Source organism: Nocardia ninae NBRC 108245, assembly GCF_007990755.1.
Lineage (GTDB): Bacteria > Actinomycetota > Actinomycetes > Mycobacteriales > Mycobacteriaceae > Nocardia > Nocardia ninae.
Window position 1 is genome coordinate 45020 of sequence record NZ_BJXA01000003.1, and the last position, 17283, is coordinate 62302.

Here is a 17283-nt window from a genome sequence, read left to right on the forward strand (position 1 = left end):
CGGACCGGCGCGTACCGAGGTCGGGACACACGGAGAGGATCGAATGGTATCCGCGGCGGCGGCGCGGTGGCTCGTGGATTGCGAAAAGGGTGTCCAAGGTGGTGCGGGACGCTGAATCCGGGCAAACCGGACCGAATCGTTGTGAAGACGTATGCGATCGTGTTGTCCGCAGCCCCACGCGGGCGCATGACATGGCTGTAATGTCGATAGTGTGCAGCGACGAATCATGGGGATCGAGACCGAGTTCGGTGTGACATGCACCTTCCACGGTCACCGTCGGCTGTCCCCCGACGAGGTAGCCCGGTACCTGTTCCGCCGGGTGGTGTCCTGGGGCCGCAGCTCGAACGTGTTCCTCCGCAACGGTGCTCGGCTCTATCTCGATGTCGGGTCCCATCCGGAGTACGCGACTGCCGAATGCGACAGCCTGCACCAATTGGTGACCCACGACCGAGCGGGCGAGCGGGTCCTCGAAGAATTGCTGATCGATGCCGAGCAGCGACTTGCCGAAGAAGGCATCGGCGGTGATATCTATCTGTTCAAGAACAACACCGATTCCGCAGGCAACTCCTACGGTTGCCACGAGAATTTCCTCGTGGTGCGTGCGGGGGAGTTCTCCAGGATTTCCGACGTGCTGTTGCCCTTCCTGGTCACCCGTCAGCTGATCTGCGGTGCGGGCAAAATCCTGCAGACGCCGAAGGCGGCCACGTTCTGCCTGTCCCAGCGTGCCGAGCACATTTGGGAGGGCGTCTCGTCCGCGACCACGCGCTCGCGGCCGATCATCAACACCCGCGACGAGCCGCATGCGGACGCGGAGAAGTACCGCCGCCTGCACGTCATCGTCGGTGACTCGAACATGGCCGAGCCCACCACCATGCTCAAGGTCGGCACGGCCGCCCTGGTGCTGGAGATGATCGAGGCGGGCGTCTCGTTCCGAGACTTCGCCCTGGACAATCCGATTCGTGCCATTCGCGAGGTCAGCCACGATCTGACCGGTCGCCGTCCGGTGCGGCTCGCGGGCGGTCGGCAGGCCAGCGCCCTGGACATCCAGCGCGAGTACTACGCCCGCGCGGTCGAGCACCTGCGTAACCGGGACCGTGACCCGCAGATCGACCAGGTCGTCGACCTGTGGGGCCGCACCCTCGACGCCGTCGAGGCGCAGGACTTCGCCAAGGTGGACACCGAGATCGACTGGGTGATCAAGCGCAAGCTGTTCCAGCGCTACCAGGATCGCTACAGCATGGAGCTGTCCGACCCGAAAATCGCCCAGCTCGACTTGGCCTACCACGACATCAAGCGCGGCCGCGGCGTCTTCGACCTGCTGCAGCGCAAGGGTCTGGCCAAGCGGATCACCGAGGACGAGGCCGTGGACGCCGCGGTCGACACCCCGCCGCAAACCACCAGGGCCAAACTGCGCGGCGACTTCATCACCGCCGCTCAGGAAGCCGGCCGCGACTTCACCGTCGACTGGGTCCACCTGAAGCTCAACGACCAGGCCCAGCGCACGGTCCTGTGCAAGGACCCGTTCCGCTCGGTGGACGAACGCGTGGACCGGCTCATCGCCTCCATGTAGTGACGGGGCGACCGATACCCGAGCAATCGGGTATCGGTCGCCGTCGGACTTTTTCGGCGAATCCCTTACCTGGGTGGATGTCGGTTGCCGTGACTGTGCCTACGGTGGGGGTATGGCAGACACGGAACTTCTCAATGAGCTGCTCGAGGTCGAGCGGCGGGGCTGGGACTCGCTGTGTGACGGCACCGGGGCCGATTTCTACGGGTTGCTGATGACCGGGGATGCGGTGATGGTGCTCGCGCACGGGATGGTGCTGGGGCGTGCGGAAGTCATTGCCGCGCTGAACGATTCACCGCCGTGGCGGACCTACGAGATTCTCGAGCCGCGGGTGATCGACGGTGGGGTGGACAGCAAGGTGCTCGTCTACACCGGTGTCGCGTACCGCGAGGGGGAAGCACCCGCCTTCCGCGGGCTGATGTCGAGTGTCTATCTGCGCGCGGGCGGCGAGTGGAAGTTGGTGTTGTATCAGCAGACGCCGATCCCGGACTAACCCTCGGCGAGATAGCGCTCGACCGTCTCGACCTTCGACGTCATCCCGTCGGTGACGCCGGGCCGGATGTCGGCTTTCAACACCAGACTGCAGCGCGGCGCGGCGGCGAGCACCGCGTCGGTGGCCTGCTTCACCACGCCCATCACCTCGTCCCATTCGCCCTCGACGGTGGTGAACATGGCATCGGTGCGGTTCGGCAGCCCGCTGGCGCGTACGACCCGGACGGCCTCGGCCACGGCACGGCCGACATCGACGCCGGTGCCGAGCGGGGTCACAGAGAAAGCGATGATCATGCCCTCGATTCTGCCGCGTGGCACCCTGTGATCGAGGGAATCGCGCGCCGACGCGCACGCGCGGTGCCGGGCAGATTACCCTCTATCGGGTGGCGATATCGAAGGTCGAGCGGCTGATGAATCTGGTCATCGCGCTGCTGTCGACCCGGCAGTTCCTGACCGCGGAGCGGATCCGGGACAGCGTCGCCGGTTACGAGGAGTCCGCCAGCGACGAGGCGTTCAGCCGAATGTTCGAGCGGGACAAGAACGAGCTGCGTGACCTGGGCATACCCCTGGAGATCGGACCGGTCGGCCGGTACACGTCGGTGGAGGGCTACCGGATCAACCGGGACGCCTACGAGCTGCCCGAGATCGACCTGTCCGACGAGGAAGCCGCCGCCGTCGCGGTCGCCGTGCAGATGTGGGAATCGCCGGAACTGGCCGCCGCTGCGGACGGGGCGCTGCTGAAACTGCGCGCGGCCGGCATCCACGTGGAGACCGATGCCGCGGTGGCCTCGGTTCCCGCCGTGCCCGCGCGGACGCGTGGTTCGGAACCGGTGCTTGGCAAACTGCTCGCCGCGATCGACGCGGGGCAAGCCGTGCGATTCGAGCATCGTGGCGCGATCAACGCGCCCTATCTGATGCGCGACGTGGAGCCGTGGGGCGTGGTGACCCGGCACGGTCGCTGGTATCTCGTCGGTCACGACCGGCAGCGGGACGCGGTCCGCAGCTTCCGGTTGTCCCGGATCGGCGACGACGTGACCGCCTACGGGCCGGAGAATGTCGTGCGCAAACCGGAAGGTATCGACCTGCGCACGATCGTCGATCGCGTCACCAGTTCGGCGCCGGTCAGTTTCACGGCGACGGTGTGGGTGGCCGAGGGGCGCGGGCGGGAACTCCGCCGGATCGGCCAGGTGACCGGCGAACGCACCATCGGCGAACGCGTCGGTGCGGTGGTCGAGCTACCGGTTCGCTCTCGCGATTGGATTGCCCGCCTGATCACCGGACTCGGCCCGGACGCGGTCGTGCTCGCGCCGGAGGACCTGCGCACCGACGTGGTCGCGCGGTTGCGCTCGGTTTTCGATCGCACGGAGGTCACGGCGTGAACGAGCCGCAGCGAGTCAGCCGACTGCACAGCTCGACGGGGCCTTGTGTCAGCGAGGTGGAGTCGTGAGTTCTTCTAGACTTTCCGTTCGACTTTCGCGACTGCTGAACATGATTCCGTACTTCATCGCGCACCCCGGTATCAGCGCGGCGGAGGCGGCGGCCGATCTGGGCGTGACCACCAAGCAGTTGATGAGCGACCTCAACCAGCTGTGGATGTGTGGCCTGCCCGGCTACGGCCCCGGTGACCTGATCGACCTGTCCTTTTCCGAGGAGAGCATCGAGGTCACCTTCTCCGCAGGCATCGACCGCCCGCTGCGGCTCACCTCCACCGAGGCGACCGCGCTGCTGGTGGCGCTGCGCTCGATCGTGGACATGCCGGGCATGGTCGACCCGACCGCGGCGCACGCCGCCATCGCCAAGATCGAGTCGGCTATCGCAGGCGGTTCCGGCACTCAGCCGGACGACGCCCGCACCCCGCCGACCGAGGCCCCCGCCGTCGCCACCGTGCGGTCGGCGCTGGCCAGGCAGCGCGCGTTGCGATTGGTCTACTACTCGGCCAGCCGCGATGTCGTCACCGAACGCGTCGTCGACCCGATCCGGATCGTGCTTGTCGACAACAACAGCTACCTGCAGGCCTGGTGCAGGCAGGCCGAAGGCGTCCGCCTGTTCCGCTTCGACCGGATCGAGGACGCCATCGAACTGGACGAACCGGCCAGGCCGCCGAGCCACGCCACCGAGGAGTCCGCCGCGCTCGACCTGTTCCAGGACGACCCCGCGGTTCCGTTGGCGCGCTTGCGTATTCACGGCGACTACGCCTGGGTGCTCGATCAGTACCCGATGCATCGGCTGGCCGTGCACCCCGATGGCAGCCTGGAGGCGACCATGCGGTTCGCGACGCTGGACTGGATGGCGCGCCTGCTGCTCGGCTTCGGCTCGAGCGTCACCGTGCTCGGGCCGCCGGAATTGGTTGCGGCGGTGCGCGAACGCTCGAATGCCGCGCTGGCCGCCTACGCGGCCGCCGGATTCGAGGAGGTGGGATGAGTACCGGCGCGACGAGCCGGGTGATGGTGATCGGTGCGGGCAGCATCGGCATCTTCGTCGGCGGCAAGCTGGCCGTGGCGGGTGCGGATGTCACCTTCGTGGGCCGACCGCGGCTGCTCGACGAGATCACCGCGTCCGGTGTCCGGCTCACCGACCTCGACGGCGGCGACGACACGCTGACCCCGGATCGTTTCCGGGTGGCCACCGAACCGGACGACATCGGCTCGGCCGACATCGTGTTGGTTACCGTGAAATCGGCAGCGACCGCGGATGCGGTACGCGAGCTCACCGGCAAGATCCGACCGGGCACGGTGGTGCTGAGCCTGCAGAACGGCATCGGCAACGACACCGTGATCAGGGAGATCCTGCCCAACTGCGTGGTGCTGGCCGGCATGGTCTTGTTCAACGTGGTGCATCACCCCGGCGGCCGGTTCCATCGCGGCACCGAGGGCGGGCTCGCCGTGCAGGACGATCCGGCGCTGGCACCGTTCCTCGACGTCTTCCAGCAGGCCGGGCTGGCGCTGCGCCGCTACCCGGACCTGCGCTCGGTGCAGTGGGCCAAATTGCTGCTGAACCTGAACAATCCGATCAACGCGCTGTCCGGACGGCCGCTGCGCGAGCAACTCGGCGACCGGAACTATCGGCGCTGCCTGGCGCTGACCCAGCGCGAGGCGCTCACGGTGATGAACAGGGCACGAATTGCGCCCGCCCGGCTGACGCCCGTGCCGCCTGCCTTGATGACCAGGCTGCTGACCGTCCCCGACGGCATTTTCCGGCGCGTCTTCGGCCGGGTACTGGCCATCGATCCGATGGCGCGCTCGTCCATGGCGGACGATCTCGAACTCGGCCGCAAGACCGAAATCTCTTGGCTCTGTGGGGAAATCGTGAGTCTCGGCACGATGGTCGGCCTGCCGACGCCGGTGAATCAGCGGCTGATCGAGTTGATTGTGGCCGCCGAACAAGGCGACCGGCGCACCTGGACCGGTGCGGAATTACTCGAACAACTGCGGGCCGCGCAGGCGAGCGCTCGTTGACAGAGCTCGCCCAGCCGGCGTGAACATCGGGCAAACAGGGCATCGTGACTTCGCACTCCCCAGTGCGCCGAGCGGCCGGACGGTGCGTTCGCGCACGTCACCCTCCGGTAGCATCAGAACCATCACCAGTCTTGGGAGGTATAAATCATGGGCAGTCTGAGCATCTGGCACTGGCTGATCATTGCGGTCGTTTTCGTGATGTTCTTCGGTGCCAAGCGGATGCCCGACGCGGCCCGCAGCCTGGGTCGGTCGTTGCGCATCTTCAAGAGCGAGGTCAGCCAGATGCAGAACGAGGGCAAGGAGTCGTCCGACGCGCAGGCGCCGGCGCAGCAGCAGCCCGTTCAGCAACTGCCGCCGGCCCAGCCGGTCACCCCGTCGGTCACCCCGCAGCCCCAGGCCGAGCCGAAGACGCTCTGAGCGGGCTGTTCGACCCGGAGTGAGTCGCGACTCACTCCGGGATCCGTGCGCTGTTGCCGAGCTTCTCAACCCAGGGGCAATCACCCACCATGCGAATCCCGTTCGATCCCCGGCACAGCAAGCGCCGGACCAATCCCGACGGCACCATGTCGTTGGTCGAGCATTTGCAGGAACTGCGCTACCGATTGCTGGTCTCGATCGCCGCGGTTCTCCTCACCACCGTGCTTGGGTTCATCTGGTACGAGTACGGGTTCCTCGGCATCAAGAGCCTCGGCGATATCCTCCGCGGTCCCTACTGTGCGCTGCCGGATTCGTCGCGCGCCTCGATCAGCCCGGACGGGACCTGCAAGCTGCTGGCCACCGCGCCGTTCGAGCAGTTCACCCTGCGCTTGAAGGTCGGCATGACGGCGGGCATCGTGCTCGCCGCGCCGATCTGGCTCTACCAACTGTGGGCGTTCATCACGCCGGGTCTGTACGCGAAGGAACGCAAGTACGCGGTCGGGTTCGTGTCGGCGGGCAGCGTGCTGTTCGCGTCCGGCGCCGTGCTGGCCTACGTCGTGGTCGCCCACGCATTGAGCTTCCTGCTGACGATCGGCAACAACGTCCAGATCACCGCGTTGAGCGGTTCGCAGTATTTCAGCTTCATCATCCAGCTGCTCGTCATCTTCGGTGTCAGCTTCGAAACTCCGCTGCTGATCATCGGTTTGAACCTCATCGGGGTGCTCACCTACGCCCGGCTCAAGGCGTGGCGGCGCGGAATCACGTTCGGGCTCTTCGTTTTCGCGGCCATCGTCACCCCGCAGGACCCGTTCTCCATGCTGGCGCTCGCGCTCGCGCTGACGGTGCTGTTCGAGGTCGCGATCCAGTTCTCCCGGTTGAACGACATCCGCAAGGCGCGCAAGGAAGCCGATAACCTGGCCGCGCTGGCCGACGAAGAAGCGTCCACGCTGAGCAGCCCCGATCCGATCGATCCGGCCGACTCGATCATGACACCCCCGGATAAAACCGGGCGCTCGATGTCGGACTACTCCGATACCCTCTGACGGTGACACATCACCGGTCGCATACGGGCGAGCTAGCGAAGTTTTCCACCGAGCTGAAGTTCAGCCTGGATCCTTTCCAGCGCACCGCCTGCGCGGCACTCGAAGAGGGACACAGCGTCCTGGTCTGCGCGCCGACCGGTGCGGGTAAAACCGTGGTCGGCGAGTTCGCCGTGCATCTGGCGCTCGCCGCGGGCGGAAAATGCTTCTACACCACGCCGATCAAGGCCTTGTCGAACCAGAAGTTCGCCGATCTCACCGAGCGGTACGGCCGCGACAGCGTCGGCCTGCTCACCGGCGACCAGTCGATCAATCCCGGCGCGCCCGTGGTGGTGATGACCACCGAGGTGCTGCGCAACATGCTGTACGCGTCCTCCGACGCGTTGCGCGGGTTGTCGTTCGTGGTGATGGACGAGGTGCACTACCTGGCCGACCGGTTCCGCGGCGCGGTATGGGAGGAAGTGATCCTGCATCTGCCGCCGGACGTGCGGCTGGTCAGCCTGTCGGCGACGGTCTCCAACGCCGAGGAGTTCGGCGCCTGGATGGAAACCGTGCGCGGTGACACCGCGGTGGTGGTGGACGAGACCAGGCCGGTGCCGCTATGGCAGCACGTCATGGTCGGGCGGCGGATGTTCGACCTGTTCGACACCGATTCCACCGATCAGAAGGTGCTGGTCGACGGCGATCTGGTCCGGTTCATCAAGCAGCGGGAAGCCGCCGATCGGGCCAACAGCTGGCACGGTCCGCGCAATGGGCGCGGTGGTCCGCGGCGTGACTTCCGTCCGTTGCCGCGGCCGGAGGTGCTGGCGAAGCTGGACGAAGAGGGCCTGCTGCCTGCGATCACCTTCATCTTCAGTCGCGCCGGTTGCGATGGGGCACTGGCTCAGTGCTTGCGTTCCCGGCTCGATCTGAGCCGCGAGGATGATCGCGAACAGCTCGACGACATCATCGAGAAGCACACCGGTGATCTGCCGAAGGCGGACCTGGAGGTGCTCGGGTACTGGGAGTGGCGCGAGGCGCTGCACCGCGGGCTGGCCGCGCACCACGCGGGGATGCTGCCCGCGTTCCGGCATACCGTCGAGGAACTGTTCGTCAAAGGTCTGGTGCGGGCCGTATTCGCTACGGAGACACTGGCTCTCGGCATCAACATGCCCGCACGCACGGTGGTGCTGGAGCGGCTGGTCAAATACAACGGCGAGTCGCACGCCGAGCTCACCCCCGGTGAATACACCCAGCTGACCGGACGCGCCGGGCGTCGCGGCATCGACGTCGAGGGTCACGCGGTGGTGCTGTGGCAGCCGGAGGTCGATACGAGTGCGGTCGCCGGTCTGGCCTCCACCAGGACCTATCCGCTGCGCAGTTCGTTCAAGCCCGGCTACAACATGTCGATCAATCTGATCGACCGGATGGGCGCCGCCGAAGCGCGCATGCTGCTGGAGCGTTCGTTCGCGCAGTTCCAGGCGGACCGTTCGGTGGTCGGGCTGGTCCGCGGTATCGAACGCAACGAGTCCGCGCTGCGCAAGCTGCGCGATCAGCTCGGCGGCGCCGATGGTGACTTCCTGGAATACATTTCGTTGCGGGAACGGATCAAGCAGCGGGAGCGGCAGCTCGAGCAGCAGGGGCGGTCCGACCGGCGCGGTGTCGCGGTCGCGGCGTTGACGGCGTTGCGGCGCGGTGACGTGGTGGCGATCCCGTCCGGGCGACGGGCCGGGCTCGCGGTCATCCTCGAACCCGATGCGACGCCGGGTGACCCGCGGCCGCTGGTGCTCACCGAGGACAAGTGGGCTGGACGGGTGTCGGTGGCCGACTTCCCGGTGCCCGCAGAGGCGTTGGGGCACATGCGGTTGCCGCGCCGGGTCGATCACCGGACCGCGCAGACCCGTCGCGATCTGGCGTCGGCGCTGCGCAGCACCGGGATTTCCGCGCCCGGCCGGCCGCGCCGCGGCAAACGCGCGTCGGCGGCCGACGACCGGGAACTGTCGACTTTGCGTCGCAGTCTGCGCGCCCATCCGGCGCACACCCGCGCCGATCGGGAGCAGATGTCGCGCATCGGCGAGCGCTACAACAAGCTGGCCCGGGAAACCGAGACCATGCGCCAGAAAGTTGCCGCAACGACCAACTCGCTGGCCCGCACCTTCGATCGGATCCTCGGGCTGCTGGAAGAACGCGGATTCGTGCACGAATCCGAGGTGACCGCGGACGGTCGCAGGCTGGCCCGGATCTACTCCGAAAGCGACCTGCTGGTCGCCGAATGCCTGCGGCAGGGGCTGTGGCGCGGGCTCGGCCCGGCCGAATTGGCCGGCGTAGTGTCCATTCTGGTGTTCGAATCCCGCCAGGACGGTGGATATCTCGGCGTGACGGGCCCGACGGCACCGATCCGTCGGGCGATCGGCGAGACCATCCGCGTGTGGTCCGAGCTGCGCTCCGACGAGGCCAGGCACAAGCTGCCGCCGACCAGGGAACCCGATCTGGGTTTCGTCACCGGTGTGCACAAGTGGGCGCGCGGCGATGGGTTGGCCGAGTCGTTGCTCGCCAGCGGTGATCAGGCCACGCCGCTGTCCGCGGGCGATTTCGTGCGCTGGTGCAGGCAGGTGATCGACCTGCTCGACCAGATCCACAACACCGCCGACGACGAGGAGGTCGCCGCGACCGCCGCGAAGGCGGTGCGCGCGATCCGGCGGGGTGTCGTCGCGGTGGACGCCGCGTAGCGGATTCGATTGTGATTTGATTTCTTTCGCGTACCGACCGTGGCGGAGGACTAGAGATATCGGACCGTTCTCACGCGGGGGGCTACCGTGTGTACAACGATGCGAGTGGAGGCAACCAGATGAGCGGCCCGTTTGGACCCAGCGAACCCGGGGAGGGGCGCAACAACGATCCCACCCAGCAGTGGGGTGGACAGCAGGCACCCGGCGGGGCAGGACCCACCCACCAGTGGGGCGGCCAGCCGCAGACTCCGGCCTCGGCCCAGCCGACCCAGCAGTGGGGCGGTGATCAGCCGCCGCCGCCGCAGCCGTGGGGTCAGCCGCCGCAGCAGCCCGGACAGCAGCAGTGGGGTCAGCAGCCGAATCCGCAGTGGGGCCAGCCCGGCCAGCAGAGCCAGCCGTGGGGCCAGACCCAGCCGCAGGACTGGCAGCAGGGCCAGCCGCAGTGGGGACAGCAGCAGCCGCAACCACAGTGGGGCGGCCAGCAGCAACCCCCGCCACAGAGCAAAGGAAAAGGCCTGGTCATCGGCCTGGTCGTGCTCGGTGTCGTGGTCATCGGCGCCATCGTCGCCCTCGTCCTCGTGCTGACCTCCAAGGACAAGCTGGACCAGGCCGCCGTCCAGGACGGCGTCAAGAAGGTGCTCACCGACTCTTACGGCATCCAGGACGTCAGCGACGTCACCTGCCCGTCCGGTCAGGAAGTCAAGGTCGACGCCACCTTCGACTGCAACCTGAAGGTCAGCGGCGAGGGCAAGAAGGTGACGATCAAGATCACCAAGGAGGATGGAACCTACGAGGTCGGCCGCCCGAACTAGGTCCCGCCCGCTAGTAGCCTCCCGGTCGGCCCGCTTCGGTGGGCCGGCCGTTGGCGTTTCTGTGGGGTGGGGGATATCGCCGTGCCGGTCGGGATTCGTAGCCGATGTATGCCTTTGCGGGGTGCATATCTTCGAGGGCTGCCGCTAAAACTGAAGGCTGCCGAGAGCTGGGGTTGTCTACATCCAAAGTTGGGGTTGTCGACGTCGAAGGGCGGGGTTGTCGAGGTCGAGGAGTGAGGGCGGTCGACGTCGAAAAGTGGCGGTCGAGGTCGAGGAGTGAGGGCGGTCGACGTCGAAAAGTGGCGGTCGACATCGAAGGTGAGGGCAGTCGACGTCGAAGGGTGGGGCGGTCGACGTCGAAAGGGCGCGGTCGACACCGAAAGCTGAGACAGTCGACGTCGAAAGGCGAAGGCCCCCTTTCACATACCCTCTGGCGCTCCGTTCATGACCAACGGAACCCAGTGGCACCAAAGCGCGCAGTTCACCGCCGCTATGTCCCGCCGCGCGAGCAGCTGTATGCCGAACGGGACCTCACGGCGGACTTACTCGCGTTTTCCCACCCCTATGTCCCGCTGGTCGATCGGTTCGGCCTCGAGTGGGACTTCATGGCGTGCTTACTCACGTTCTCCGCCCTCCATGCCCCGTCGATCATGAAAACGGGCCGCTGCCAGAAAAATCCGCACCCTCTCTCGGGATCCGCACCCACTAGGGACCCCAGTAGTCGGTGCGGATCCCGAGAGCCAGTGCGGATCTTGCTGAACCACCGCGCTTCGCCAGTACTGGGGTGATCTCACAGACCGTGCACACCCTTCATAGGGCGGCTACCGGCTGCGAATGGTGTGCACGGTCTGTGAGTCTCCATACCCTGCAACGTGTTCCATCCTTCGGAGCTCTCGAAACGCAACCACAGCCAGATGACCACGCTGGAACCGAGCGCCGCGTGACCGACTGCGGAGGTAAGCCGGGTACGGCAGGCGACGTGCTCAGCACTACTCACGGGAAAACCTGGGTTGGTCTTCAGCTCACTGGATCGTTCACCTGGGGAGTCCTTTGACTGCTCCTACCGGGAAGGTGAACCTTGGCGAGGGTTTTTGCGTGTACCCGTCTAGCACCCGCACGCTCAAAGACCTCCCGGGTGAGCTGACCTCTAGGTTTATGGCAGTCGATGATAAGCGCGGATAGTGCTGGGCGCGTCGGATGGTGTTCCCGGCTTTCTCTTCTGCAACCTGGGATGGGCAAGGTGAAAGCTCCAGCGTGGGGACTGGCTGTGGTGCCGTTTTCGGGATTTCGCCGAAGGACAACTCTGTCGTGAAGGGTTGCGGTAGCGGGGCTTCGAGAGTTACGCGGTGCGGGCGGCGAGGGCCTTGATGAGGCGGGTGACCGGGCTTTCGGCGTTGTAGGCGGTGGCCAGTTCGCGGAGGCGGTCGAGGTCGGCCGGGGTGGCGGGAAGGGTGTCGGGGCGGGAGAGTTCGACGTCGGCGTCGCAGACCACCCGGACGACCGGCGCCGCTGCTTTCAAATACTCTTCTGCCGCACGGAGTTTGGCGCGGATGCCTTGGGCGAGGTCGGCTTCGGGGTCTTCGACGGCCGCCACCAATGCTTCCAGGGAACCGAATCGGGTGATCAGCATGGACGCGGACTTCTCGCCGATGCCCGCTACCCCGGGGAGGCCGTCCGAGGCGTCGCCGCGCAGGGTGGCGAGGTCGGCGTAGGCGCGGCCCGCGTTCTCCAGCGGCACACCGTATTTGGCGGAAACCTCCGCCGGGCCGTACAGCTCGGCCTTCGCCAGTCCGCGTCCCGCGTAGAGGACCCGCACGGGCGGCAGCGGTGTGTCCCGGACGAGTTGCAGCAGATCTCGGTCGCCGCTGACGACCACGACCTCGTCGGAGGTCTCGCGGGTGGCCAGGGTGCCGAGCACGTCGTCGGCTTCCAGCCCGTCGGCACCGCCGGTCGCGATGCCTGCCGCTTCGAGCACCTCGAGGATCATGTCGACCTGCGGTGTCAGCGTGTCCGGTACTACTTCGGCACCGGGGCCTGCGTCCGCGGCGGTGTCGAGCCGGTGCGCCTTGTACGACGGCACCAGTTCCACCCGGAACGCCGGCCGCCAGTTCAAGTCGAGGCACACCACCAACCGGCTCGGCGCGTGCTTGGTGATCAACGACGCGACCATGTCGGTGAACCCACGCAACGCGTTGACCGACCGCCCGTCCGGCGCGGTGATCTTCTCGGGGATCGCGTGAAAGGCACGGAACCACAGACTCGCCCCGTCCAGGAGCAACAACGGTCCACCGGAAGTCGCAGCAGAAGTCACGCGCTGAGGCTACCTCTCGGCCCCGACAAACCCGGACGATCCAGCCGCGACGGGCGGCAACAGTGTCGGCCGGCGCGAGCCTGGTGTGTGCGTGCCTTGCGAGCGTTGGCGGTCCGGCGGTATCCCCACTCGATTCGAACGCGTCCCCAACTCGTGGCACGGGAAAGGGATGAGGCGCGCGCTCCCCTGCTACACCACCGTTCCGGTGGCCAACGAATTCGAGCTGCTCGGCGTCGTCATGCTGCCCGCACGCATGCTGCCGGGCCGGTCGGCGGCCTCGTGAAGTGCCGATGACGGTTCGAGTGGACGAAGTGGAGCGGGGGAGTTCGGGTTCGCGGGGACGGGCGCGGCAGGTAACGTCGGATGAATGAGCTCGCATACGGATTCCAGGTTCGCGGCGGACATTTACGGTGAGCGGTTGGAGCGGGCGGTGGAGCTGATGCGGGCCGCCCATCTGGACGCCTTGTTGATCACTCCCGGCCCGGATCTGCGGTATCTGATCGGGTCTGCGGCAGAATCGTTCGAACGCTTGACCTGCCTTGTCATCCCCGCCGACGGCGCAACCCCCGCGGTGGTCATCCCCAAGCTGGAACTGGCCTCGCTGGAAGGGTCCGCGGCAGGCGAACTGGGCCTGCGCGTGCTGGACTGGGTCGACGGGACCGATCCGTACGGACTGGTGAAGTCGGCGCTGCACGTCGGCTCCCGGGTGGCCGTCGCCGACGCCATGCCCGCACTGCACCTGATCCCGCTGGCCGCGTCGTTCACCGGCCTGCCCGCCTCCGCCACGCCGGTGCTGCGCGAACTGCGCATGATCAAGGATGTCGCCGAGATCGACGCGCTGCGCCGAGCGGGCGCGGCCATCGACCGGGTGCACGCGCGGATGGGCGAATTCCTGCAGGTCGGCCGCACCGAAGCCGAGGTCGGCGCCGATATCTCCGCCGCCATCATCGAGGAAGGGCACACCGCAGCCGCGTTCGTCATCGTCGGCAGCGGCCCGCACGGCGCCGACCCGCACCACGGTGTTTCCGAGCGCCGCATCGAGTCCGGCGACGTGGTGGTCATCGACATCGGCGGCCCGGTCGACCCCGGCTACTACTCCGACTCCACCCGCACCTACGTTCTCGGCGAACCCGACCCCAAGATCGCCGCCCGCTTCGCCGCCCTGGAACGCGCACAAGCCGCCGCCGTCGCCGCCGTCCGCCCCGGCGTCACCGCCGAATCCGTCGACGCCGCCGCACGAAACCCGTTGGTCGAAGCCGGTTTAGGCGACGCCTTCGTGCACCGCACCGGTCACGGCATCGGCCTCTCGGTACACGAGGAGCCCTACATCGTCGAAGGCAACGACCTCGTCCTCCAGCAGGGCATGGCCTTCAGCATCGAGCCCGGCATCTACTTCCGCGGCGACTGGGGTGCCCGCATCGAAGACATCGTCGTGGTCACCGCAGACGGCTGCGAGTCCATGAACCAGCGACCCCACGGATTGACGGTCCTGTAAGTCGACGAGTAGCGGGCGGGTGGGCAGCTTCACTGCCCGCCCGGCGGCCGTTCTACGCCGGTTCGGTGGCCTCGGGCGCGGGGGCGATCAGGGTAGAGCTGGACAGCACGCGCTCGACCTGGATTGCGATGACCACGCGGGTCGGGTTTACGCGGGGGACTCGGTAGCGGCCGGCGTAGCGTTGCTCCGCGTCGGCGACAGCGTCCGGATCGTCGAGCACCGTCGCCGGGCCTTCGAGCGTGAGCCATCGGCGACCCTCGACCTGGCTGACCGCCGCGTATCCGCCTCGCCGCACATTTCGCACCTTCGCCGACGCACCGTCGGTGATCACCCTGGCGATCCGGGCCGCCGGATCCCAGGTGAACCCCACCGCCACCACATGCGGCGTCCCGTTGGCCCGCAACGTGGTCAACGTCGCCAGATGCCGCTCGGTAACGAATTCGAGGGCGGCGGGCGAAAGTTCTGCGGTCTGCGTGGGCATAACCAGACCGTAGCGGTGCCGCCGGGTCGTCCCGCATAGGGGCGTACACCTCCGGTGGGCGCGCACGAGGGAGTCGACGACACGTCACGCCGTGGCGCCGGTGCCCGCGTGGTCGAGCGCAGCCGGCGCGATGCGTGAGTGGCACACCATGGAGACGTCTTCTCGACGTTTGCCGCAGCCATGTGCCACTCACGGACCTTCGCACACGGGATATAGCTCGGTATGTCCCGTTGCGCGGGTGGGTGGGGGTGGAATGACAGACTGGGCGCATGGGAATGCGAGGGATTGCCGAGGGGACGGTGCTGCTGCTCGGCGGGCGCAGCGAGATCGGGCTCGAGGTGGCGCGGCGGCTGGCACCGGGGCAGGTGGTGATCCTCGCGGCGCGACGCAGCGACGACCTGGCGGCGCAGACCGCGGCGCTCACCGACGCCGGGGCGGCGGCCGTGCACCGCGTGGAGTTCGACGCCGACGATACGGCGAACCATCCGGCCTTCCTGGAGAAGCTCGCGGCCGAGTACGGGCAGATCGGGGTGGCGGTGGTCGCGTTCGGGGTGCTCGGCGATCAGGCGCGGGCCGAACACGATCCGGCGCACGCGATCGCCGTGGTGCACACCGACTATGTCGCTCAGGTCAGCGTGCTCACCACGCTCGCGAATCTGCTTCGCGCGCAAGGCGAAGGGCAGCTCGTCGTCTTCAGCTCGGTAGCCGGTGTGCGGGTCCGCCGCGCCAACTACGTGTACGGATCGGCCAAGGCGGGACTCGACGGTTTCGCCAGCGGACTCGCGGATGCCTTGCACGGCACCGGCGTTCACCTGTTGCTGGTGCGTACCGGCTTCGTCATCGGCCGGATGACCGAGGGCATGGAACCGGCCCCGTTCTCCAGCACGCCGGACCAGGTGGCCGCCGCAGTGGTCAAGGGACTGCACAAGCGCACAGGTGTCGTCTGGACGCCTCTGATCTTGCGCCCGGTCTTCTTCGCGATGCGCCTTCTGCCCCAAGCGATCTGGCGGCGGATGCCGCGGTGAGCGGGCGGCACGACAATGCGGGCCCGGCTGCGATGCTTCGCCGCAAGGTGGTCAGTCCGGGCTGGGGCAGCGAACCCAGGCCCGCGCCTAGCGCCCGGTGTCGACTGCGGTCGGCGTCGAAGCGGGTGTCGGACGCGACGAATGGTCGATTGACTGTCACCCCCTGGTGCGCACCAATGACGGCGACGCTGCGCGGCGGGTATCGATGACCGTGATCTGGTCCGGTCCGCCGGTGGTCGTGGCAGGGATTGGTGCCGACGGCTGGGACGGGCTGGCGCGTTCGGCGCGGGAAGCTATCGCGACGGCCGAGGTGCTCTTCGGTTCGTCACGGCAGCTTGCCCTTGTGCCGGAACAGGATTCGGTAGGGGAGCGGGTGGCGTGGCCGTCACCCCTGGTGCCCGCGCTACCCGGATTGTTCGAGCGGTACGCAGGCTCCCGAATCTGTGTATTGGCCAGCGGCGATCCGATGTTCTACGGCATCGGGGTGACGTTGGCGCGGCTGCTGGGGGCGAACGCGCTCCGGGTCTTGCCGCAGCCGTCGTCGGCGTCGTTGGCCTGCGCGCGGCTGGGGTGGGGCCTGGCAGAGACGCCGGTGGTCAGCGTGGTCGGCCGCGCGCTGGAGACGGTGCTGCCCGAGCTGGTGGACGGGCGGCGGCTGCTGGTGCTCAGTGCCGACGAGCAAACGCCAACCCACCTTGCCGAGCTGTTGGGGCGCAACGGTTTCGGCGATTCCACGCTGACGGTGCTCGAGCAACTGGGTGGCCAGGCAGAGCGGATAGCGACCGGGATCGCGAAACAGTGGCAGCGGCCCGCAGGCGACCCGCTGAACATCGTGGCCATCGAGTGCACCGCCGACCCTGCGCATGTTCGAGCCACCAGACTGCCCGGCCTGCCGGACGAACTGTTCAGCGGCGATGGGCAACTCACCAAAAACGAAGTGCGAGCCCTGACCCTGACCGCACTGGCACCCGCCCCCGGCGAACTGCTGTGGGACATCGGCGGTGGATCCGGCAGCATCGCGATCGAGTGGTGCCGCACGCATCCCAGCTGCCGCGCAGTCACTTTCGAGCGGCTCGAACACCGGCGACAGCAGATTGCCGATAACGCTGCGGCCCTGGGCGTACCGTATATCGACGTACGCGGCGAAGTGCTCGAGGAATTGCGCCGGAGCGCCGAATCCGCCGCTCCGGACGCCATTTTCATCGGCGGCGGACTTACTCGGCATGGCCTGTTCGAGACATGCTGGTCGCAGCTGCGACAGGGCGGCAGGCTCGTCGTGAACGCGGTGACCGCCGAGTCCGAATCGCTGCTGCTCAGCTGGGCGGCCAGCCATGGCGGCACATTGCGGAAGTACCAGATCTACCGGGCGGAGTCGCTGGGATCCTTCACGACTTGGCGTCCGCAGCTCCCGGTCACGCAGTGGTTCGTTGTGAAATAGCACAAAGCGGAGCCGCGAAATGAGGTCCGCGAGTGAAACGAG

15 protein-coding genes are annotated in these 17283 nt (G+C 67.3%); 12 read left to right on the plus strand and 3 right to left on the minus strand.

What is annotated here, in order from left to right; all coding sequences use genetic code 11:
• The first annotated feature begins 211 nt into the window (after nt 1-211).
• Both pafA and NN4_RS03970 read left to right on the plus strand, forming a co-directional pair.
• Nucleotides 212-1570 (plus strand): Pup--protein ligase, encoded by a 1359-nt coding sequence (gene pafA / locus NN4_RS03965; protein ID WP_186818252.1) that lies wholly within the window; start codon nt 212-214, stop codon nt 1568-1570.
• A 112-nt stretch (nt 1571-1682) separates the two neighbouring features.
• Nucleotides 1683-2060, plus strand: coding sequence for a nuclear transport factor 2 family protein (locus NN4_RS03970; RefSeq protein ID WP_147128600.1), 378 nt, complete (start codon nt 1683-1685; stop codon nt 2058-2060).
• Here the strand turns inward: NN4_RS03970 and NN4_RS03975 are convergent.
• Complete coding sequence (locus NN4_RS03975; RefSeq protein WP_107657673.1) at nt 2057-2353, minus strand: MTH1187 family thiamine-binding protein; 297 nt, start codon at nt 2351-2353, stop codon at nt 2057-2059. The genes NN4_RS03970 and NN4_RS03975 overlap by 4 nt on opposite strands.
• Nucleotides 2354-2442: 89 nt before the next feature.
• Here NN4_RS03975 and NN4_RS03980 point away from each other — a divergent pair, with 89 nt between their 5' ends.
• The 7 genes from NN4_RS03980 to NN4_RS04010 all read left to right on the plus strand — a co-directional run bounded on the left by NN4_RS03980 (nt 2443) and on the right by NN4_RS04010 (nt 10491).
• Nucleotides 2443-3438 (plus strand): helix-turn-helix transcriptional regulator, encoded by a 996-nt coding sequence (locus NN4_RS03980; RefSeq protein ID WP_147128601.1) that lies wholly within the window; start codon nt 2443-2445, stop codon nt 3436-3438.
• A gap of 109 nt (nt 3439-3547) precedes the next feature.
• Nucleotides 3548-4480: a helix-turn-helix transcriptional regulator gene (locus tag NN4_RS03985; protein WP_147128778.1), complete on the plus strand. Its 933-nt coding sequence runs from the start codon at nt 3548-3550 to the stop codon at nt 4478-4480.
• Nucleotides 4477-5514, plus strand: a complete 1038-nt coding sequence (locus NN4_RS03990; RefSeq protein WP_147128602.1) for a 2-dehydropantoate 2-reductase — start codon at nt 4477-4479, stop codon at nt 5512-5514. Before NN4_RS03985 ends, NN4_RS03990 begins: the two co-directional genes overlap by 4 nt.
• 147 nt (nt 5515-5661) lie before the next feature.
• Entirely contained in the window at nt 5662-5931 is a 270-nt protein-coding gene (gene tatA, locus NN4_RS03995) for a Sec-independent protein translocase subunit TatA (protein ID WP_147128603.1), read from the plus strand.
• 89 nt (nt 5932-6020) lie between these two features.
• Nucleotides 6021-6974: a twin-arginine translocase subunit TatC gene (tatC, locus tag NN4_RS04000; RefSeq protein WP_147128604.1), complete on the plus strand. Its 954-nt coding sequence runs from the start codon at nt 6021-6023 to the stop codon at nt 6972-6974.
• 2 nt (nt 6975-6976) lie between these two features.
• On the plus strand, nt 6977-9679 hold the full coding sequence (locus tag NN4_RS04005) for a DEAD/DEAH box helicase (RefSeq protein WP_147128605.1): 2703 nt from the start codon (nt 6977-6979) through the stop codon (nt 9677-9679).
• Nucleotides 9680-9798: 119 nt separating this feature from the next.
• Nucleotides 9799-10491, plus strand: coding sequence for a DUF4333 domain-containing protein (locus NN4_RS04010; protein ID WP_147128606.1), 693 nt, complete (start codon nt 9799-9801; stop codon nt 10489-10491).
• A gap of 1339 nt (nt 10492-11830) precedes the next feature.
• Here the strand turns inward: NN4_RS04010 and NN4_RS04015 are convergent.
• Nucleotides 11831-12802 (minus strand): 5'-3' exonuclease, encoded by a 972-nt coding sequence (locus NN4_RS04015; RefSeq protein WP_147128607.1) that lies wholly within the window; start codon nt 12800-12802, stop codon nt 11831-11833.
• A gap of 367 nt (nt 12803-13169) precedes the next feature.
• Here NN4_RS04015 and NN4_RS04020 point away from each other — a divergent pair, with 367 nt between their 5' ends.
• Nucleotides 13170-14297 (plus strand): M24 family metallopeptidase, encoded by a 1128-nt coding sequence (locus tag NN4_RS04020; protein ID WP_147128608.1) that lies wholly within the window; start codon nt 13170-13172, stop codon nt 14295-14297.
• 52 nt (nt 14298-14349) lie between these two features.
• On the opposite strand, the gene NN4_RS04025 is transcribed toward NN4_RS04020, so the two are convergent.
• Nucleotides 14350-14778, minus strand: coding sequence for a PPOX class F420-dependent oxidoreductase (locus NN4_RS04025; RefSeq protein WP_147128609.1), 429 nt, complete (start codon nt 14776-14778; stop codon nt 14350-14352).
• Between the two features lie 275 nt (nt 14779-15053).
• Between NN4_RS04025 and dprE2 the strand changes: the two genes are divergently transcribed.
• On the plus strand, nt 15054-15803 hold the full coding sequence (dprE2, locus tag NN4_RS04030; RefSeq protein ID WP_371865617.1) for a decaprenylphospho-beta-D-erythro-pentofuranosid-2-ulose 2-reductase: 750 nt from the start codon (nt 15054-15056) through the stop codon (nt 15801-15803).
• 205 nt (nt 15804-16008) lie between these two features.
• Entirely contained in the window at nt 16009-17241 is a 1233-nt protein-coding gene (gene cbiE, locus NN4_RS04035; protein WP_147128779.1) for a precorrin-6y C5,15-methyltransferase (decarboxylating) subunit CbiE, read from the plus strand.
• Nucleotides 17242-17283 lie beyond the last annotated feature (42 nt).